The following is a 17,700-nucleotide window of genomic DNA, read 5'->3' as shown; positions in this document are numbered from 1 at the left end:
GCTGAACCTGCGGTCCGGTGAGACGCCGCACACGGCGCTGTCGTACCCGGCTGGCACCATGGCCTCATGAACATCATGCTCTTTCACTCGACGTTCGGTCCGCGCCCCGCGGTGGGCCGGGCCGCGGACCGGCTGCGCGAGGCCGGGCACGAGGTGTGGACGCCGGACCTCTTCGGGGGCCGTACGTTCGATGCGGTGGAGGAGGCCATGGCGTTCCAGGACGAGATCGGCAAGGACGAACTGCTCAAGCGGGCCGTGCTGGCGGCCGCCCCCTATTCGGAGCGGGGCCTGGTCTACGCCGGGTTCTCGCTCGGCGCCTCCATCGCGCAGACCCTCGCCCTCGGCGACGACAAGGCGCGCGGCCTGCTGCTCCTGCACGGCACTTCCGACATCGCGGCGAACGCCTCGGTGGACGAGCTGCCGGTGCAGCTGCATGTCGCCGAGCCGGACCCGTTCGAGACCGACGACTGGCTGAGCGCCTGGTACCTCCAGATGGGCAGAGCCGGCGCCGACGTGGAGATCTACCGGTACGCCGGGGCCGGTCACCTCTACACCGATGCCGACCTGCCGGACTACGACGCCGAGGCCGCCGAGGCCACCTGGCGGGTGGCGCTCGGCTTCCTCGAGGGCCTTCAGTAGGATCGCCGGCCGCCCAGTCCTTAGACGGGGTCGTACGTCCGCTCGACCTTCTGCGTGCCGCTGCGCGTGCGGTACGAGCGGGCCCAGGACGCCGTCGCGTCGGCCCTGGTGCGGTCGGACAGGACGTAGTAGTCCATCTGCGCGCGGGCGGCGGTGAGGTCCAGGACGCCGAAGCCGTGGCGGTCGGTGTCGACCCAGTGGACATGCCGGTTGGCGGCCCGGATGAGCGGCGCGGCGAGCGCGGAGACCGTGCCCTCGGGGGCCTTCACGATGTCGTCGAGGTTGTCGGAGGTCACCGAGGTGACCACGAACTCCGTGGCGGCCGAGGCGGACAGCGGGTACGTACCGGCGTTCACCGGCACGTCGTTGGCCCAGGCCATGTGGATGTCGCCGGTGAGGAACACCGTGTTGCGGATGGCGTTCGAGCGCAGATGGGCCAGGAGTTCACGGCGGTCGTCCGTGTAGCCGTCCCACTGGTCGGTGTTGAGGGCGAGGCCCTCCTTCGGCAGTCCGAGCAGCTCGGCGAGCGGCTTGAGGAGTTCCGCGGAGAGCGAGCCGATGGCGAACGGCGCGACCATCACCGAGTTGCCGACCAGGCGCCAGGTGGTGTCGGAGGACTTCAGGCCCGCCTTCAGCCAGTCGAGCTGGGCGCGTCCGGTGAGGGTGCGCTCCGGGTCGTCGACCGAGCCGTTGCCGAGGGCCGCCTGCTGCGAGCGGAAGGAGCGCAGGTCCAGCAGCGAGAGGTCGGCGAGCTTGCCGAAGCGCAGTCGGCGGTAGGTGGTGCCGGCGATGGCCGGGCGGACCGGCATCCACTCGAAGTAGGCCTGCTTGGCGGCGTCCCGGCGGGCGGCATAGCTGCCCTCGGCGCCCTCGGTGTGGTTCTCGGCGCCGCCGGACCAGGCGTCGTTGGCGATCTCGTGGTCGTCCCAGATCGCCACGCACGGCGCGGCAGCGTGCAGGGCCTGGAGGTCGGGGTCGGTCTTGTAACGCCCGTGCCGGGTGCGGTAGTCGGCGAGCGTGAGGATCTCGTGCGCGGGCGCGTGCGGCCGTACGACGGTGTCTCGGGTGCCGTACTCGCCGGTGCCGTACTCGTAGATGTAGTCGCCGAGGTGCAGCCAGGCGTCCAGGTCGCCGCGGGCCGCGAGATGGCGGTACGCCGAGAAGTGGCCGGCCTCCCAGTTGGCGCAGGAGACCACGCCGAAGCGGAGGTTGGGCACGGCCGCGTCCGCCGCCGGCGCGGTGCGGGTACGCGCCGCCGGGGAATCGGTGCCGCCCGCGGAGAAGCGGAACCAGTAGTCGGTGGCGGGGGAGAGGCCGCGGATGTCCGCCTTGACCGTGTGGTCGGAGGCCGCCGTGGCGGTGGTGGACCCCTTGGCGACGATCTGCGTGAACGCCTTGTCCGTGGCGACGGTCCAGCTGACCTCGGTGTCCGGGCCGAGCCCGGAACCGGGTATCGCCTCGGGCGTGGGGGTCACACGGGTCCACAGCAGGACGCCATCGGGCAGCGGGTCGCCGGAGGCCACGCCGTGCAGGAAGGCGGGGGTGTCGGCGGCGGCGCGCGCGGGTATCGCGGCGGCGAGCGGGCCGGCCAGAACAGCGGTGGCCGCCGCGGCCTTGACGACCGTACGGCGGCGCGGGGCAAGGGTGTTGAGCGACTCGGGTGATCTGTATCGACTGGTCACGAGCGATCAGGTTACTGACCGGTATGCACGAGAGCGGGCGAACTCGTAAAAGTTCGCCCGCTCTTCGTCTCGTGGTAGGCGGGTTCAGGCCTTGAGCGCCGCGTCCACCAGCGTGGTGAACTCCTCCACCGTCATCGGGGGGTTGCCCTGGTCCGTGGTGAGGCTCTTGCCGTCCATCACGAGGCTCGGGGTGCCGGTGACGTCGTCCTTGTTGGTGTCGAAGGTCTTGGACATGGCGAGCGCCCAGGCGTCGTAGGTGCCGTTGGTCACGGCGTTCCGGAACGTGGTGTTGTCCTTCAAGGCGTCGACGGAGTCGGCGATCTCGATGAGGTAGTCGTCGTCCTTGAACTTGTCGTCCGACTCCTCGGGGTGCCACTTCGCCGAGTACAGCGCCGCCTTGTACTGCAGGAACGCCTCGTCGCTGACGTTCAGCGCGGCGCCGAGGGCGCTCATCGCGTTCTTGGAGCCCTCGCCGTTGCTGCCGACCTTGCCGTCGCCGAGCTGGTCGCCGTCGAGGAAGGTGCCGCCGACGAACTGGATCTTGTACTTGCCGTCCTCGACGTCCTTCTCGACGGTCGGGCCGACCGTCTGCTCGAAGGAGGCGCAGACCGGGCAGCGCGGGTCCTCGTAGACCTTCAGGGTCTTCTCGGCGCTGTCCTTGCCGATGACGACGGTGGTGCCGTCGGTGCCGGTGGTGTTGGCCGGGGCGACGACCTTCTCGTCCCGCACGGCCTCCCAGTGGCCGGGCTTGTTGGACTGGACGACCGCGTAGCCGATGCCGCCGGCCACCGCCAGCACACCGACGACCGAACAGGCCACCACGACCTGCCGCTTGACCTTGGCCCGCTTGGCCGCACGCTCGCGCTCGATACGCAGCCGCTCGCGTGCCGCCGACTTCGAGGCCTGGCTGTTCCGCTTGCTCATAGGGGTTCTCTCCATGGGAAGCGCACACATCGGGTGTGCGGGATACAGGGGTGGACTGCTGGTGCTCAGGCGACAGCGGCCGAGCACGGCGGTCCACGCCGTCCCAGGGAGTGCACGAGGATCCGCTCACGGGCGGAGGGGGTACGGCGGACGAAGCGCGGGAGCCGGCGCGGCGACCGGGGCGGCCGTACCGTCACGGCGGCGACCGCCAGCAGCAGCGGCCGGAAGGTGGTGGCCGCGACCGCCCGCAGCAGCTGGGCCAGCGCTCGCTCGCCGCGGCGCAGCCAGGCGGCGGCCAGCAGGCCGACCGCCAGATGCGCGCCGAGCAGCAGCCAGGCGGTGCCCGGGTCGGCGTGGGCGAGCAGCGTGGCGAGCCGGTCGGTGCCGGCCTTCTCGCCCACCGCGGTCAGCGCGGTGCCGACCCGGGTGCCGTCACCGCACAGCACGTCCAGGCCGACCGAGCGCAACGGGCCGGTGACGGGGCCGCCCGCGGCGCCGTAACAGGCGTGCTGGCCGGTGGTGAAGACGGTGTCGGCGGCCAGTTCCAGGGGGATCAGCAGGGCGGCGATCCGGCCGAAGCCGCGCTCGCGTCCGGCCAGTGCGTAGGCGACGGCGAACACGGTGGCGGCGACCAGGGCCACCGTGTTCAGCGGCAGCGGGACCCCGGACAGCAGCACGTGCGACGCGGTGCTGAGCGTCACGACGAGTGCCGTGAACAGCGCCGCGCGGAGCGCTCGTAGCGGGGTCCCGGATATGTCCATAGCGCGCAAGAGTCTGGCACGTGGGGCCGTAAGGGATCCCTAAAGGATTCCTGTGAGGCCTCGCGTCACAGGCCCGGAATGCGGCCGTTGCGGAAGAGGTCCACGAAGGTCTGGTGGTCGGCACGCGCGCGTGCGCCGTACTCGTGCGCGAAGCTCACCAGCAGGTCGCTGAAGCCGTCCTCGTCGGCCGCGATGGCCGCGTCGATGGCCCGCTCGGTGGAGAACGGCACCAGGGACTCGCCGGAGGTGTCGTCCGCCGCCGCGTGCATCGCCGCCGTCGCCCGGCCGAGGTCGGCGACGACCGCCGCGATCTCCTCCGGGTCGTCTATGTCGCCCCAGTCCAGGTCCACCGCGTACGGCGAGACCTCCGCGACCAGCTGGCCCGAGCCGTCCAGCTCGGTCCAGCCCAGCCACGGGTCGGCGTGCGCCTGGAGCGCGCGCTGGGAGATCACCGTGCGGTGGCCCTCGTGCTGGAAGTAGTCACGGATCGCCGGGTCGGTGATGTGCCGGGAGACGGCCGGGGTCTGGGCCTGCTTGATGTAGATCACGACATCGTTCTCCAGGGCGTCGCTGTTGCCCTCCAGGAGGATGTTGTACGACGGCAGACCGGCCGATCCGATGCCGATGCCGCGCCGCCCGACGACGTCCTTCACGCGGTAGGAGTCCGGGCGGGCCAGGGAGGACTCCGGCAGCGTCTCCAGGTAGCCGTCGAAGGCGGCCAGCACCTTGTAGCGGGTGGCGGCGTCCAGCTCGACGGAGCCGCCGCCCGCGGCGAAGCGGCGCTCGAAGTCCCGGATCTCGGTCATCGAGTCCAGCAGCCCGAACCGGGTCAGCGCGCGGGCGTCGCGCAGCGCGTCCAGCAGCGGCCCCTCGGCGGTGTCCAGGGTGAACGGCGGCACCTCGTCGCTCTTGGCGCCCGTCGCCAGTGCGTGGATCCGCTCGCGGTACGCGCCCGCGTACACCTCGACCAGGTCGGTGATCTGCTCGTCGCTGAGCGCCTTGGCGTACCCGATGAGCGCCACGGAGGCGGCGAAGCGCTTGAGGTCCCAGGTGAAGGGGCCGACGTAGGCCTCGTCGAAGTCGTTGACGTTGAAGATCAGGCGGCCGGTGGAGTCCATGTACGTGCCGAAGTTCTCCGCGTGCAGGTCGCCGTGGATCCACACGCGCGAGGTGCGCTCGTCCAGGAACGGCCCACTGAGTATTTTCCCACCGCCCCGCCCGGCGTTCTCCGCGTCGAGGTCGTGGTAGAAGAGGCACGCCGTGCCCCGGTAGAACGCGAACGCGGAGGCCGCCATCTTGCGGAACTTCACACGGAACGCGGCCGGGTCGGCGGCCAGGAGCTCGCCGAACGCGGTGTCGAAGACGGCGAGGATCTCCTCGCCGCGCTCGTCGCTGAGCTTCGGGACCGACATCGCTGGGTGCCTCCTGGTGCGGTGCTTGGACGACAGCGTCTCTGTCGTGTCCAACGCACGACCGTACGTCGGAGTGCCCGCGGAGTGTCGGTGCCGCGGCATAGACTTCGACGCTGACCCCAGAACTGTCCGCCAGCCTGTCGCCGAGTGTTTCCCCTGGAGGGCCCACCGTGTCAAAGCCGCCGTTCACGCACCTGCACGTCCACACCCAGTACTCGCTGCTGGACGGTGCCGCGCGGCTGAAGGACATGTTCAACGCGTGCAATGAGATGGGCATGACCCATATCGCCATGTCCGACCACGGCAACCTCCACGGCGCGTACGACTTCTTCCACTCCGCGAAGAAGGCCGGGGTCACCCCGATCATCGGGATCGAGGCGTACGTCGCCCCCGAGTCCCGGCGCAACAAGCGCAAGATCCAGTGGGGCCAGCCGCACCAGAAGCGGGACGACGTCTCCGGTTCGGGCGGTTACACCCACAAGACGATCTGGGCGGCGAACGCCACCGGCCTGCACAACCTCTTCCGCCTCTCCTCGGACGCGTACGCCGAGGGCTGGCTGCAGAAGTGGCCCCGGATGGACAAGGAGACCATCTCCCAGTGGTCCGAGGGGCTCATCGCCTCCACCGGCTGCCCCTCCGGCGAGCTGCAGACCCGGCTGCGCCTGGGCCAGTTCGACGAGGCACTGAAGGCCGCCTCCGAGTACCAGGACATCTTCGGCAAGGACCGCTACTTCCTGGAGCTGATGGACCACGGCATCGAGATCGAGCGCCGGGTGCGGGACGGCCTGCTGGAGATCGGCAAGAAGCTCGGCATCCCGCCCCTGGTGACGAACGACTCGCACTACACGTACGCGCACGAGGCCGCTGCGCACGACGCGCTGCTGTGCATCCAGACCGGCAAGAACCTCTCCGACCCCGACCGCTTCAGGTTCGACGGCACCGGCTACTACCTGAAGTCGACGGAGGAGATGTACGCCATCGACTCCTCGGACGCCTGGCAGGAGGGCTGCCGCAACACCCTCCTGGTCGCGGAGCAGGTCGACACCACGGGCATGTTCGAGGCCAAGAACCTCATGCCGAAGTTCGACATCCCCGAGGGCTACACCGAGGTCACCTGGTTCAAGGAGGAGGTCCGCCGCGGCATGGAGCGCCGCTTCCCCGGCGGCATCCCCGAGGACCGGCAGAAGCAGGTCGAGTACGAGATGGACGTCATCATCCAGATGGGGTTCCCGGGCTACTTCCTCGTCGTCGCCGACTTCATCATGTGGGCCAAGAGCCAGGGCATCGCGGTCGGTCCGGGCCGAGGCTCCGCGGCCGGCTCGATCGTCGCGTACGCGCTGGGCATCACGGACCTCGACCCGATCCCGCACGGACTGATCTTCGAGCGGTTCCTGAACCCCGAGCGCGTCTCCATGCCCGACGTCGACATCGACTTCGACGAGCGCAGGCGCGTCGAGGTGATCAGGTACGTGACCGAGAAGTACGGCGCCGACAAGGTCGCCATGATCGGCACCTACGGCAAGATCAAGGCGAAGAACGCCATCAAGGACTCCGCGCGCGTGCTGGGATACCCGTACGCCATGGGCGACCGCCTCACCAAGGCGATGCCCGCCGACGTCCTCGGCAAGGGCATCGACCTCGACGGCATCACCAACCCCTCGCACCCGCGCTACAGCGAGGCCGGCGAGATCCGCGCGATGTACGAGAACGAGCCGGACGTCAAGAAGGTCATCGACACCGCCAAGGGCGTCGAGGGCCTGGTCCGGCAGATGGGCGTGCACGCCGCCGGCGTCATCATGTCCAGCGAGCCGATCGTGGACCACGCCCCGATCTGGGTGCGGCACACCGACGGCGTGACCATCACGCAGTGGGACTACCCGCAGTGCGAGTCGCTCGGCCTGCTGAAGATGGACTTCCTCGGCCTGCGCAACCTGACGATCATGGACGACGCCGTCAAGATGGTGAAGTCCAACAAGGGCATCGAACTCGACCTGCTGGCCCTCCCGCTCGACGATCCGACGACCTTCGAGCTGCTCCAGCGCGGTGAGACCCTCGGTGTCTTCCAGTTCGACGGCGGCCCCATGCGCTCGCTGCTGCGCCTGATGAAGCCCGACAACTTCGAGGACATCTCCGCCGTCTCGGCGCTCTACCGTCCCGGCCCGATGGGCATGGACTCGCACACGAACTACGCGCTGCGCAAGAACAAGCTCCAGGAGATCACTCCGATCCACAAGGAGCTGGAGGAGCCCCTGGAAGAGGTCCTGGCCGTCACCTACGGCCTGATCGTCTACCAGGAGCAGGTGCAGAAGGCCGCGCAGATCATCGCAGGGTACTCGCTCGGCGAGGCCGACATCCTGCGCCGCGTGATGGGCAAGAAGAAGCCCGACGAGCTGGCGAAGAACTTCACCATCTTCCAGGCCGGCGCCCGCAAGAACGGCTACAGCGACGAGGCCATCCAGGCCCTGTGGGACGTGCTGGTCCCGTTCGCCGGCTACGCCTTCAACAAGGCCCACTCGGCCGCGTACGGACTGGTCTCGTACTGGACCGCCTACCTGAAGGCCAACCACCCCGCCGAGTACATGGCCGCCCTGCTGACCTCGGTCAAGGACGACAAGGACAAGTCGGCGATCTATCTCAACGAGTGCCGCCGCATGGGCATCAAGGTGCTCCCGCCGAACGTCAACGAGTCGGTGCACAACTTCGCCGCCCAGGGCGACGACGTGATCCTCTTCGGCCTGGAGGCCGTGCGGAACGTCGGCACGAACGTCGTCGACTCGATCATCAGGAGCCGCAAGGCCAAGGGCAAGTACGCCTCCTTCCCCGACTACCTCGACAAGGTCGAGGCGGTGGCCTGCAACAAGCGCACCACCGAGTCGCTGATCAAGGCGGGTGCCTTCGACACCCTGGGCCACACCCGCAAGGGCCTGACCGCGCAGTACGAGCCGATGATCGACAATGTGGTCGCGGTCAAGCGCAAGGAGGCCGAGGGCCAGTTCGACCTCTTCGGCGGCATGGGCGAGGAGGAGAGCAGCGAGCCCGGCTTCGGCCTCGACGTCGAGTTCTCCACCGACGAGTGGGACAAGACGTATCTGCTCGCCCAGGAGCGGGAGATGCTGGGTCTGTACGTCTCCGACCACCCGCTCTTCGGCCTGGAGCACGTGCTGTCGGACAAGGCCGACGCGGGCATCGCCCAGCTCACCGGAGGGGAGCACGGGGACGGCGCGGTCGTCACCATCGGCGGCATCATCTCGGGCCTCCAGCGCAAGATGACCAAGCAGGGCAATGCCTGGGCCATCGCCACCGTCGAGGACCTGGCCGGTTCCATCGAATGCATGTTCTTCCCGGCCACCTACCAGCTGGTGTCGACCCAGCTCGTCGAGGACGCGGTGGTGTTCGTCAAGGGCCGCCTGGACAAGCGCGAGGACGTCCCGCGGCTGGTCGCGATGGAGCTGCAGGTCCCCGACCTGTCGAACGCCGGTACCAACGCGCCCGTGATCCTCACCATCCCGGCCACCCGGGTCACCCCGCCGATGGTCAGCCGCCTCGGCGAGATCCTCAGCCACCACCGGGGCGACAGCGAGGTCCGGATCAAGCTCCAGGGCCCGACCAAGACGACCGTGCTGCGCCTGGACCGGCACCGGGTCAAGCCCGACCCGGCGCTCTTCGGCGACCTGAAGGTGCTGCTCGGACCGTCCTGCCTGGCCGGCTGAGCCGAGACGTGCGAGAGGGGCGCATCCGCGTGTCGGGTGCGCCCCTCGTCATGTGCCTGGGCTTCGACGGCCCGTTATGAAGATGTCAGTTGTGACCGAACCTCTTGCGCTTGTCCTTGCGCGCGACCTCGCCGGGCGTCATCGGGGACATCCGCGGCTCGGCCGTCGTCTCCGTCGAGGAGTGCGGGGCCTGCTGCTGTCCGCGCTCGGTCTGCGGCTGCTTTCGGTCACGGTTCTTGTTCTTGGCCATGGTGATGCCTCCTGTGGGGATGTAGGGGCCAGGGCCGCGACCAGATTCACATAGCCCGACAAAGAACGCATGTCGGACAATTACCGGCTGTGACGGCGCTCGTTCGAGCAGGGCACTCCGAAACGCCACGCCGAAGATCGAGTCCCGGCCGTTAACCTTCGCGCGGTCGGGCAGACTCGAAGGAAGCCCGAAGCAAACCTCCCGGAAAGAGGGTGGATCGCGTGGACCGCTGCATCGTCCTGGTGGACGCCGGGTATCTGCTGGGGGCCGCCGCCTCTCTTCTCGCCGGAGAGCCCTCCCGGTCCCGGATCACCGTCGATCACACCGCCCTCATCCAGGGCCTGCGAGAACGGGCGGAATCGGACACCGAACGCCCCCTGCTGCGCATCTACTGGTTCGACGGCGCCCCCGACCGCGTCCCGCAGCCCGAACACCGCAGGCTGCGCGTGATGCCCCGGGTGACCGTGCGGCTCGGTGCCCTGACCCGCAGCGACGGACGCTGGGCCCAGAAGGGCGTGGACGCCGCCATGCACGCCGAGCTGACCGAACTCGCCCGCAACCGGGCCTGTTCCGACGTGGTGCTGGTGACCGGGGACGGCGATCTGCTGCCGGGCATGATGGCCGCCAAGGAACACGGCGTGGCCGTCCACCTGTGGGCCGTGCAGGCCGCCGACGGCGACTACAACCAGTCCGAGGACCTGGTCGCCGAGGCCGACGAGCGGCGCGTCCTGGACCGCACCTGGATCACCAAGGCCGTCCGCGCCAAGGAGCTCGGCGGGATCTGCGCGCCGCCGCCGGCACCGCGGCCCGAGATCGCCGCGATCCTCTCCGCGCCGCTGCCCGACTCCGCGCTCGCCCCGTCCGAGCGGCCCGCCGAGGAGCGCGAGCACCCGACGCCGGCCGTGAGGGAGAACGGCGCGCAGGAGCGGGTCCCGGCGCCGAAGGGCGTGCCCACGCCGAAGGACCTGGCCGCCCTGCGCGCCCCGGGCGTGCAGCCCCCCGCGCAGCCCGCCGGGGCGACCCTGCGGTGGTCCTCCGACAAGGGGTGGGTGGACCGCCCCGGCATCGCGGCCGAGCCGCCCGAGGTCGCCTCCATGCCGACGCTGGCCCAGGTGACCACGGCGGAGCAGCGGTGGGCCGACCGCGAGGAGGACATCACCACCGTCGGCGGCGACCCCTACGAGGTCGGACAGGTGTTCGCGCGGCGTTGGATGGGGCGGCTGGGCGACCAGAGCCATCTTCAGAAACTCTCCGGGATGTACCCGCGGATCCCGCACCGCATCGACGGGGAGCTGCTGCGGTACGCGGCCCGGTTCGGGCTGCTGGCCCACAAGGACGACCAGATCGACGAGCACGACCGGTACGCGATCCGGGCCGGGTTCTGGCGGGAGATCGACGTGCGGACGGCGGCCGAACACGCGTCCGCGGGGGAGTGAAACGGCACATACGCCGCCCCAAGGACGGGCCCGGCGGCCCGACCCCGTAGTCTCATCCCTTGTGAGTAAGCGCGCGGCACCGGCACTTCGGCCCTGTGGTGATGTCGTGTGTGCTGTGCGCGGACTGACCAAGACCTATCCCGCGGTACGGGGCCGGCGGGGCACCCCGGCCACCCCCGAGGTGCGCGCCACCGACGATGTACGGCTGGACATCCGGCGCGGTGAGATCTTCGGCCTGCTCGGGCCGAACGGCGCCGGCAAGACCACCCTCGTACGGCAGCTCACCGGGCTGATGCGGCCCGATCGCGGCAGTGTGGAGATCCTCGGGCACGACATCGTGCGGCACCCGGAACGGGCCGCGCGGATCCTCGCCTACCTCGGGCAGGAGTCGACCGCCCTGGACGAGCTCACCGTCTCCCTCGCCGCCGAGACCACCGGACGGCTGCGCGGCCTGGACGTGCGCGTGGCGCGGGCCGAGCGGGACGCCGTACTGGAGGAACTGGGCCTGACCGAGCTCGCCGGGCGGCCGTTGAAGAAGCTGTCGGGCGGTCAGCGCAGGCTCGCCTGCTTCGCCGCCGCCCTCGTGGGCGCGCGGCCGTTGCTCGTGCTCGACGAGCCGACCACCGGGATGGACCCGGTGGCGCGGCGGGCGGTCTGGTCCGCCGTCGACCGGCGGCGGGCCGAGCACGGGACGACCGTGCTGCTGGTCACCCACAACGTCATCGAGGCCGAGACCGTGCTCGACCGGGTCGCCGTCCTCGACCGGGGCCGGGTGATCGCCTGCGACACCCCCACCGGACTCAAGGAGCAGGTCGCCGGGGAGGTCCGGGTCGACCTGGTGTGGCGGGACGCTGCGCCGCTGCACGTTCCCGAGGTCGCCGCGCTCCAGGACCGGGTCGTCGAGTCGGGCCGCCGCTGGACACTGCGGCTCGCCCCCGACGAGGCACGCGCGGTCGTCGCCACCGTCACCGGCGGGGCCGCCTTCTCCGCCCTCGACGACTTCACCCTCGCCACGCCCAGCCTGGAGGACGTCTACCTGGCGCTGGGCGGAGCCGCGCGGCAGGGGCTGGTGAAGGCTTGAGCGCGACTGGGGCAGCGGTGAGTACGACTGATGAGAGCCTGAGCAGGACGACCGTCGCATCCGTACGGAACGGAACCACCGCCGGAGCGAAGAGGAGCAGCGCCACGTGAGTGTCGTACCCGCCGAGGTTCTGCCGGCCGGCGCGCCCGCCGCGGACCAGACGCCTGCTACGGAACCGGCCGAGCTCGGGCCGCGGGCCCGGCTGTGGCCGTCGCTGTGCGCCGTGTACCGGGCCCAGCTGTCCCGCGCGCGGGTCGCGCGGATCCCGCTGCTGTTCGTGGCGACCTTCCAGTCCGTCGGGATCATGATCCTGATGCGCGGGGTCGTGGACGGCGGGGACGAGGCGCGGGCCGTGGTGGCCGGGTCGTCGGTGCTGGTCGTCGCCTTCGTCGCGCTGAACCTGCTCGCCCAGTACTTCGGGCAGTTGCGGGCCAGCGGGGGCCTCGACCACTACGCGACGCTGCCGGTGCCGCCGGCGGCGGTGGTGCTCGGGGCCGCGGGGGCGTACGCCTCCTTCACCGTGCCCGGGACCGTGGTCACCGCCGTCTTCGGGTGCGTGCTGTTCGGTCTGCCGCTCGCTCATCTGTGGGTGCTGATCGCGGTGATCCCGCTGGCCGGTGCCGCGCTCGCGGGGCTCGGGGCCGCGCTGGGACTGCTGGCACCCCGGCCGGAACTGGCGACCGTACTGGGCCAGTTGGGCATGTCCGCCGCGCTGCTGCTGGGGGTGCTGCCCGCCGAGCGGATGCCCGAGGCGGTGCGGTTCGCCCGGGATCTGCTGCCGTCGACCTATGGCGTCGAGGCCTTCGCCCGAACCTTCGGGGAGAGCCCCGACTGGGCCTACGTGCTCGGGGACCTCGCGGTGTGCGCGGGGGTGGGTGTGGTGTCGCTGGCCGCCGCTACCTGGGCGTACCGCCGGGCGGCCGTCCGGTGACGCGGCGCCCGGACGGGCCTGGCACGATGTCAGGGTGACCGCACCGCTGACTCCACCACCTCCGCCGCGTGACCACTCCGCCGACAGTGCGTGGCAGCAGCCGCCCGCGCCCGGCGCCGGACACGGGGCCTACCCGTACGGTCCGCCTCCCTCGTACGGCGACGACGGGCCCGGCATGCGGACCGAGCTGCGGGAGGCCGCCGTGGTCACGGTGGGCGTGGCGGTGGCCGGGGTGCTGCTCGGTCTGCTGTGGTGGTGGCTGGCGCCCCGGGTGCCGCTGGTGGGAGACGTGGTCGACGGCGGCTGGGTCGTCTACCTCAAGGACACCGAGGGGGAGCAGGCGGTGGGCGTCGACGGGACGTTCACGCTGCTGGCGCTCGCGTTCGGTGCGGTGAGCGCGCTCGGGGTGTTCCTGGTCCGGCGGCGCGGGGGCGTGCCGCTGGTGGTCGCGCTGGCCCTCGGCGGGCTGCTCGGGTCGCTGCTGGCGTGGCGGCTGGGGGTGTGGCTCGGGCCCGCGCAGGATGTCATCGCCCATGCGGAGGACGTGGGCAAGGGGAAGACCTTCTCGGCGCCGCTGGAGCTCGATGCCAAGGGGGCGCTGCTGGTGTGGTCCGTGGCGGGGCTCGTGGTGCATCTGGGGCTGACGGGGTTGTTCGGGCCGCGCGATCCGGATCCGTACGAGCAGCGGCAGCAGCCCGAGGACGGGTACAAGGACGGGTACGGGGCGCCGCAGGCGTAGCTTCCCGCCCCCGCCGCCCCACTCGCCGGCGCGCGCCCCTACGCGGGGCGCCTGCCGTGGTTCGCCCGGCCCTTCTTCATGCGCCATTTGCGTTTCCGCGTCTTCTTCGACATGTCCCCTCTGCTTAACCGAGCGGAGGACGTCCGTCGAGGGGTCAAACGCGCCCGATGGGGGCCAGGGTCGCTTCCGTCAGGGCGGCCAGGTCGGTGGGGGAGAGCTCGATCTCCAGGCCCCTGCGGCCCGCCGAGACGCAGATCGTGGCGTGCCCGCTCGCCGACGCGTCCAGGACCGTCGGCAGCCTCCGGCGCTGGCCCAGCGGGGAGATGCCGCCCCTCACGTAGCCCGTCGTGCGTTCGGCGAGGGTCGGGTCGGCCATGGCCGCCTTCTTGCCGCCCACCGCCGCGGCCAGCGCCTTCAGGTCCAGCTGGCCCGCCACCGGGACCACCGCCACGGTCAGCTTGCCGTCCACCTCGGCCACCAGGGTCTTGAAGACCCGGTCGGGGGAGACGCCCATGGCCTCGGCCGCCTCCTCGCCGTAGGACGGGTGGGCGGGGTCGTGCTCGTAGGCGTGGGTCGTGAAGGTCACGCCTGCCGCGGTCAGGGCCACCGTCGCCGGGGTGCCCCCCGACTGTCGCTTCTTCGCCATCGCTCGCCTCAGTTCGGACTCGTCGGCGCACGCGTCAGGTCCGCCGCCGGCAGTGACGGCAGGCTACGGATGATCGAGGTCTCCGCGCGAAGGAGTTTCAGCTCGTCCCGCAGCCGGGAGGCGGTGTCGGGGGCCTGGAGCAGCCGCTGCTTGGTGGGGGTGTCCAGCATCATCGCCGCCGCCACGAGGTAGGACACCACCGACGGTTCGTCCGGCAGGTCCGCCCCTGTGGACAGGGAGCGTTCGCGGGCTCCCGCCAGGCGCTTCTGGTACTGGCGGAAGGCGCGCAGCACCCCCTCGGCCAGGGCGCCCGCCTCCTCGCCCTGGTCCTCCGGCAGTTCCTGAAGCTCCGCCGTCAGGAACGGGCCCGACGTGTCCACCGACACCAGCCGCACCCGCGTCGTACCGGTCGCCAGCACCTCGAAGGTGCCGTCCGCCCGCTCCCGGATCGTCGCCGCGTCGGCCACGCAGGCCGTGGAGTGGAAGGACTTGATCGGGTCGGCGCCGAAGCCCGCCGCGGGCCCGCGCTGGGGCACCGCGGTGGGGTCGGGCATGCCGGGCGCGGTCGGCGCCACCTCATGGCCGTCGCGGATCGCCACCACGGCGAACCGGCGCGGTTCCTCGTCGGGGGTCTTCAGCAGATCGCGCATCATGGCGCGATAGCGCTCCTCGAAGACGTTCAAGGGCAGCACCAACCCCGGGAACAGCACCGAGTTCAGGGGGAAGAGCGGGAGCCGGACGGTGGTCACGACGCAAGAGCCTAATGGTCGCCGGAGGGGTTGCGTCCGGGGTGCCCGGTGATCGGACGGCCGGAGGGGTCCCGCAGCTCGTCCCGCACCCGCAGACAGTGGCCCAGCGGATCGTCGCAGAAGCGGTCCCAGGGGAAGGACGTGGCGTACGGGCCGGTGAGCCGCACCTGCTCCAGGGCGTCCGCGATCCGGTCCAGTCGCACCAGGACGTAGGTCAGCAGATTGCGCGTCTCCGCGGGCCAGGGGTCCGCCGCGGGAAGAAGCGCCGAGAGGCCGATCGCCCGGTCCGCCGCCGCGTCCAGCTGGACCCGCGGCACCTCGGGACCGCAGCCGTCGGCGAGATACGCGAACACCGCCCGTACCGGCAGCGCCTGCACCAGGGAGTCCGGCGGGGCGTCCTGCGCGGCACGGTCGGCGAAGTCCAGGCACTCGCGGTGCGAGCCGTGCCAGGAGGACGCCAGATAGCGCAGGGCCGCCACATGGCAGCCGTAGTGGTGCGGGGCGCGGCGCATCGCCGCCTCCCACAGCTCCTCGACGTACCGCGGCCCGGCCTGCGCGCCGCGGGCATGGTCCAGGGCGATCCGCCAGGGCACCGGGTCCCGGTCGTCGCCGTGCGCCGCGGCCGTGACCAGCGGGCTGACCTCGCGCAGCAGCTCGGCCCGGGCCGGCGACCGCCAGGCGCGGTCCACCCTCAGCTGGGCGTCGACGACAAGGCTGTCGGGGTCGTGCGGGGCCGCCGCGCGCCAGGCCCGGAACCAGTCGGGGCGGGCGTGGGCGAAGGCGGCGAGCCGGGCCGTGTACCGGTCCCGGTGCTCCCACTCGCCGGCCACGCGGGTGGCGGCGAGCAGCGCGGCGGCCGGTTCGTGGTCGCCCTGCGCGGCGGCGACCAGCGCGGGACCCAGCCGGGCGTCGGGCACGTCCAGCAGCACCTCGTCGTCGGCGCGGACGGCGACGGGGAGGGGGGTCCTTGTCATCCGCGGCCCGCGGATGAACGGCAGCAGCAGAGCCATGGTGTCGACCATTGAAAAGCCGCAGGTCGAAACGGCGCCAGAGGCTCCGGGCAACTCCCGGAAAGTTGTACGGCGCTGGGTCAAGGGCGGGTAAAAAGCTTCAGCTCCGCCTCAGCGTCCGGCTCGCCCCCGCCGCGACCGTCGTCGCCAGGATCCAGCCCAGCAGCACCATCACCGCCGCCAGCCACTGCCAGCCGCCCTTGAGCTGCCAGAAGCCGACCTGGCCCAGGTCGATGACCGGCAGCAGCAGGTCCAGGGCGAACAGCGTCGGGTTCCACTCCGGGTGCTCCCCGCGCTTGATCGGCGGATGCCCGCCCCGCGCGAAGGCCACCGAGCCCGCCGCCCACAGCATCGCCATCCACACCGCCGCCCGGCCCGGCCGGTACCCGTAGGCGACCGTCCAGTCCTGCGCGTACCCCCACAGCTTGGCGGCGATCGGCAGGCTCTCGCGGCGCCGGCGCTGCTTGGCCAGGAGCACCTCGCGCGCGTCCTCGTCCTCACCACCGGCCCGCAGCACCGAGGCGAGCCGCTCGTACGGCTCCGGGTTGTACTCGGCGGTCGCCGCGGCCACCCAGCCGAGCCGTTCGTCGAGCGGGAACGGCCCGCGCGGCACCAGGTTCTCGTAGCAGAAGCCGCCCATGTGCAGCCGGCCGGGGCCCGGCCAGGCGTCCGCGCGATCCATCAGGTTGACGATCCGCGCGCCCGACAGCACGACCGTGCCGCGCGCCGGATGCTCCCCGAGGAAGCGCAGCTCCGGAGTCTGTATCCGGCGCAGCGACAGCTCCTGCTCGTCGGTGAAGGTGAACCGGGCCCGCTCCATGTCGACCGCGTCCCCGAACCGCCCGTCGTCCAGCCGCACCCCGCCCTGGCACTCGAACCGCTGGATCCGGGTCCCGCGGGCCGGGGTCATGCCGCTGAGCAGCGGGTTCCCCAGGCCCGCCGGGGTCAGGTACAGGGAGCGCTCCACGGTCAGCTGGGGGGCGTTCAGCGCCAGCCGCGTGTACGGGTTGACCAGCCGCGCCCCGCGCAGGCTCAGCGACACCCCGATCTTCGCGCTGCGCAGGCTCATCTCGCCGTGCGACTCCAGTAGCTCCGCCTGGAGGTCCTGCCCGACGGACATGCCGTCCCCGGCGATCGAACGGCCGCTGCGGTCGCGGTACACGATGGCCTGGTTGAGCAGCAGGTCGGTGCCTATCCGGGCGTCGGTGAGCCGGATGCCGTTGTGGAAGCGGCAGCGCGGCAGATGCAGATCACCCTCGGTGTGCACCCGGGCCGCCTCCAGGCGCGGCACCGAGCAGTCCACCAGCCGCACGGTCGTGAACCGGGCCTCCGGTAACAGCACGTCCCGCTCGAAACGGCAGCCGCGCATCTCGACGTAGGGCACCACCGTGCCGCCCGCCAGGTCCAGGCTGCCGTCGATCCGCACGCCGACCAGCTTCAGGGACGACACCCGGCCGGCCAGCGCGGGCGGCCCGTCCAGCAGCAGCCAGCACACGATCCGGGCCCGCACGGCCCGCTCGGGCCCCCACGGATGCCCGCCGTGCGGATCGTCGACGACGGTGTCGCCGCTGCTCAGGTCGTACACGCTGCCGTTGCGGAAGGCCTGCCACATCCCGGCCTCGGCGGCGGTCAGATCGTCCGGCGGCTCTCCGTCGCGCAGGCCGGCCCCGTCGGTCACAGCTGTTCCTTCCTCCCCGGCTACTCATGGGTTTCGTACAACCGTTCATGCC

The 17,700-nt window shown here is 71.3% G+C and carries 15 protein-coding genes; 6 read left to right on the top strand and 9 right to left on the bottom strand.

Annotated elements, in window-relative coordinates:
* Window positions 1–66 precede the first annotated feature (66 nt).
* Window positions 67–639: a dienelactone hydrolase family protein gene (locus ACWD11_RS05665; RefSeq protein WP_451281457.1), complete on the top strand. Its 573-nt coding sequence runs from the start codon at window positions 67–69 to the stop codon at window positions 637–639.
* Between the two features lie 20 nt (window positions 640–659).
* Here ACWD11_RS05665 and ACWD11_RS05660 read toward each other — a convergent pair whose 3' ends face one another.
* The 4 genes from ACWD11_RS05660 to ACWD11_RS05645 form a co-directional block, all read right to left on the bottom strand.
* Window positions 660–2,321, bottom strand: a complete 1,662-nt coding sequence (locus ACWD11_RS05660; protein ID WP_451281455.1) for an alkaline phosphatase D family protein — start codon at window positions 2,319–2,321, stop codon at window positions 660–662.
* Between the two features lie 84 nt (window positions 2,322–2,405).
* Window positions 2,406–3,245 (bottom strand): thioredoxin domain-containing protein, encoded by an 840-nt coding sequence (locus tag ACWD11_RS05655; RefSeq protein ID WP_389418570.1) that lies wholly within the window; start codon window positions 3,243–3,245, stop codon window positions 2,406–2,408.
* A gap of 65 nt (window positions 3,246–3,310) precedes the next feature.
* A complete protein-coding gene (locus tag ACWD11_RS05650; protein WP_451281453.1) occupies window positions 3,311–4,006 on the bottom strand; it encodes a hypothetical protein in 696 nt (231 codons plus the stop codon).
* 65 nt (window positions 4,007–4,071) lie between these two features.
* Window positions 4,072–5,418, bottom strand: coding sequence for a DUF2252 domain-containing protein (locus ACWD11_RS05645; RefSeq protein ID WP_389418572.1), 1,347 nt, complete (start codon window positions 5,416–5,418; stop codon window positions 4,072–4,074).
* Window positions 5,419–5,588: 170 nt separating this feature from the next.
* Here ACWD11_RS05645 and dnaE point away from each other — a divergent pair, with 170 nt between their 5' ends.
* Entirely contained in the window at window positions 5,589–9,128 is a 3,540-nt protein-coding gene (dnaE, locus tag ACWD11_RS05640; RefSeq protein ID WP_389418573.1) for a DNA polymerase III subunit alpha, read from the top strand.
* 85 nt (window positions 9,129–9,213) lie between these two features.
* Here dnaE and ACWD11_RS05635 read toward each other — a convergent pair whose 3' ends face one another.
* Complete coding sequence (locus ACWD11_RS05635) at window positions 9,214–9,378, bottom strand: hypothetical protein (protein WP_389418574.1); 165 nt, start codon at window positions 9,376–9,378, stop codon at window positions 9,214–9,216.
* 221 nt (window positions 9,379–9,599) lie between these two features.
* Between ACWD11_RS05635 and ACWD11_RS05630 the strand changes: the two genes are divergently transcribed.
* The 4 genes from ACWD11_RS05630 (at window position 9,600) to ACWD11_RS05615 (ending at window position 13,565) form a co-directional block, all read left to right on the top strand.
* A complete protein-coding gene (locus ACWD11_RS05630; protein WP_389418575.1) occupies window positions 9,600–10,814 on the top strand; it encodes an NYN domain-containing protein in 1,215 nt (404 codons plus the stop codon).
* 106 nt (window positions 10,815–10,920) lie between these two features.
* A complete protein-coding gene (locus ACWD11_RS05625) occupies window positions 10,921–11,895 on the top strand; it encodes an ABC transporter ATP-binding protein (RefSeq protein ID WP_389418576.1) in 975 nt (324 codons plus the stop codon).
* Between the two features lie 106 nt (window positions 11,896–12,001).
* On the top strand, window positions 12,002–12,826 hold the full coding sequence (locus tag ACWD11_RS05620) for an ABC transporter permease (RefSeq protein ID WP_389418577.1): 825 nt from the start codon (window positions 12,002–12,004) through the stop codon (window positions 12,824–12,826).
* A 34-nt stretch (window positions 12,827–12,860) separates the two neighbouring features.
* On the top strand, window positions 12,861–13,565 hold the full coding sequence (locus ACWD11_RS05615; RefSeq protein ID WP_451281449.1) for a hypothetical protein: 705 nt from the start codon (window positions 12,861–12,863) through the stop codon (window positions 13,563–13,565).
* 154 nt (window positions 13,566–13,719) lie between these two features.
* On the opposite strand, the gene ybaK is transcribed toward ACWD11_RS05615, so the two are convergent.
* The 4 genes from ybaK to ACWD11_RS05595 form a co-directional block, all read right to left on the bottom strand.
* A complete protein-coding gene (gene ybaK / locus ACWD11_RS05610) occupies window positions 13,720–14,211 on the bottom strand; it encodes a Cys-tRNA(Pro) deacylase (RefSeq protein ID WP_389418579.1) in 492 nt (163 codons plus the stop codon).
* 8 nt (window positions 14,212–14,219) lie between these two features.
* A complete protein-coding gene (locus ACWD11_RS05605) occupies window positions 14,220–14,960 on the bottom strand; it encodes an LON peptidase substrate-binding domain-containing protein (protein ID WP_389418580.1) in 741 nt (246 codons plus the stop codon).
* 11 nt (window positions 14,961–14,971) lie between these two features.
* Window positions 14,972–15,982 carry a hypothetical protein gene (locus ACWD11_RS05600; protein ID WP_389418581.1) on the bottom strand — a complete coding sequence of 337 codons (1,011 nt, stop codon included), beginning with the start codon at window positions 15,980–15,982 and terminating at the stop codon, window positions 14,972–14,974.
* Between the two features lie 88 nt (window positions 15,983–16,070).
* A complete protein-coding gene (locus tag ACWD11_RS05595; RefSeq protein ID WP_389418582.1) occupies window positions 16,071–17,648 on the bottom strand; it encodes an oxidoreductase in 1,578 nt (525 codons plus the stop codon).
* Window positions 17,649–17,700: the final 52 nt, after the last annotated feature.

It is taken from the genome of Streptomyces sp. NPDC002776 (assembly GCF_053592195.1).
This window is presented reverse-complemented; position numbering and strand designations above follow the sequence as displayed.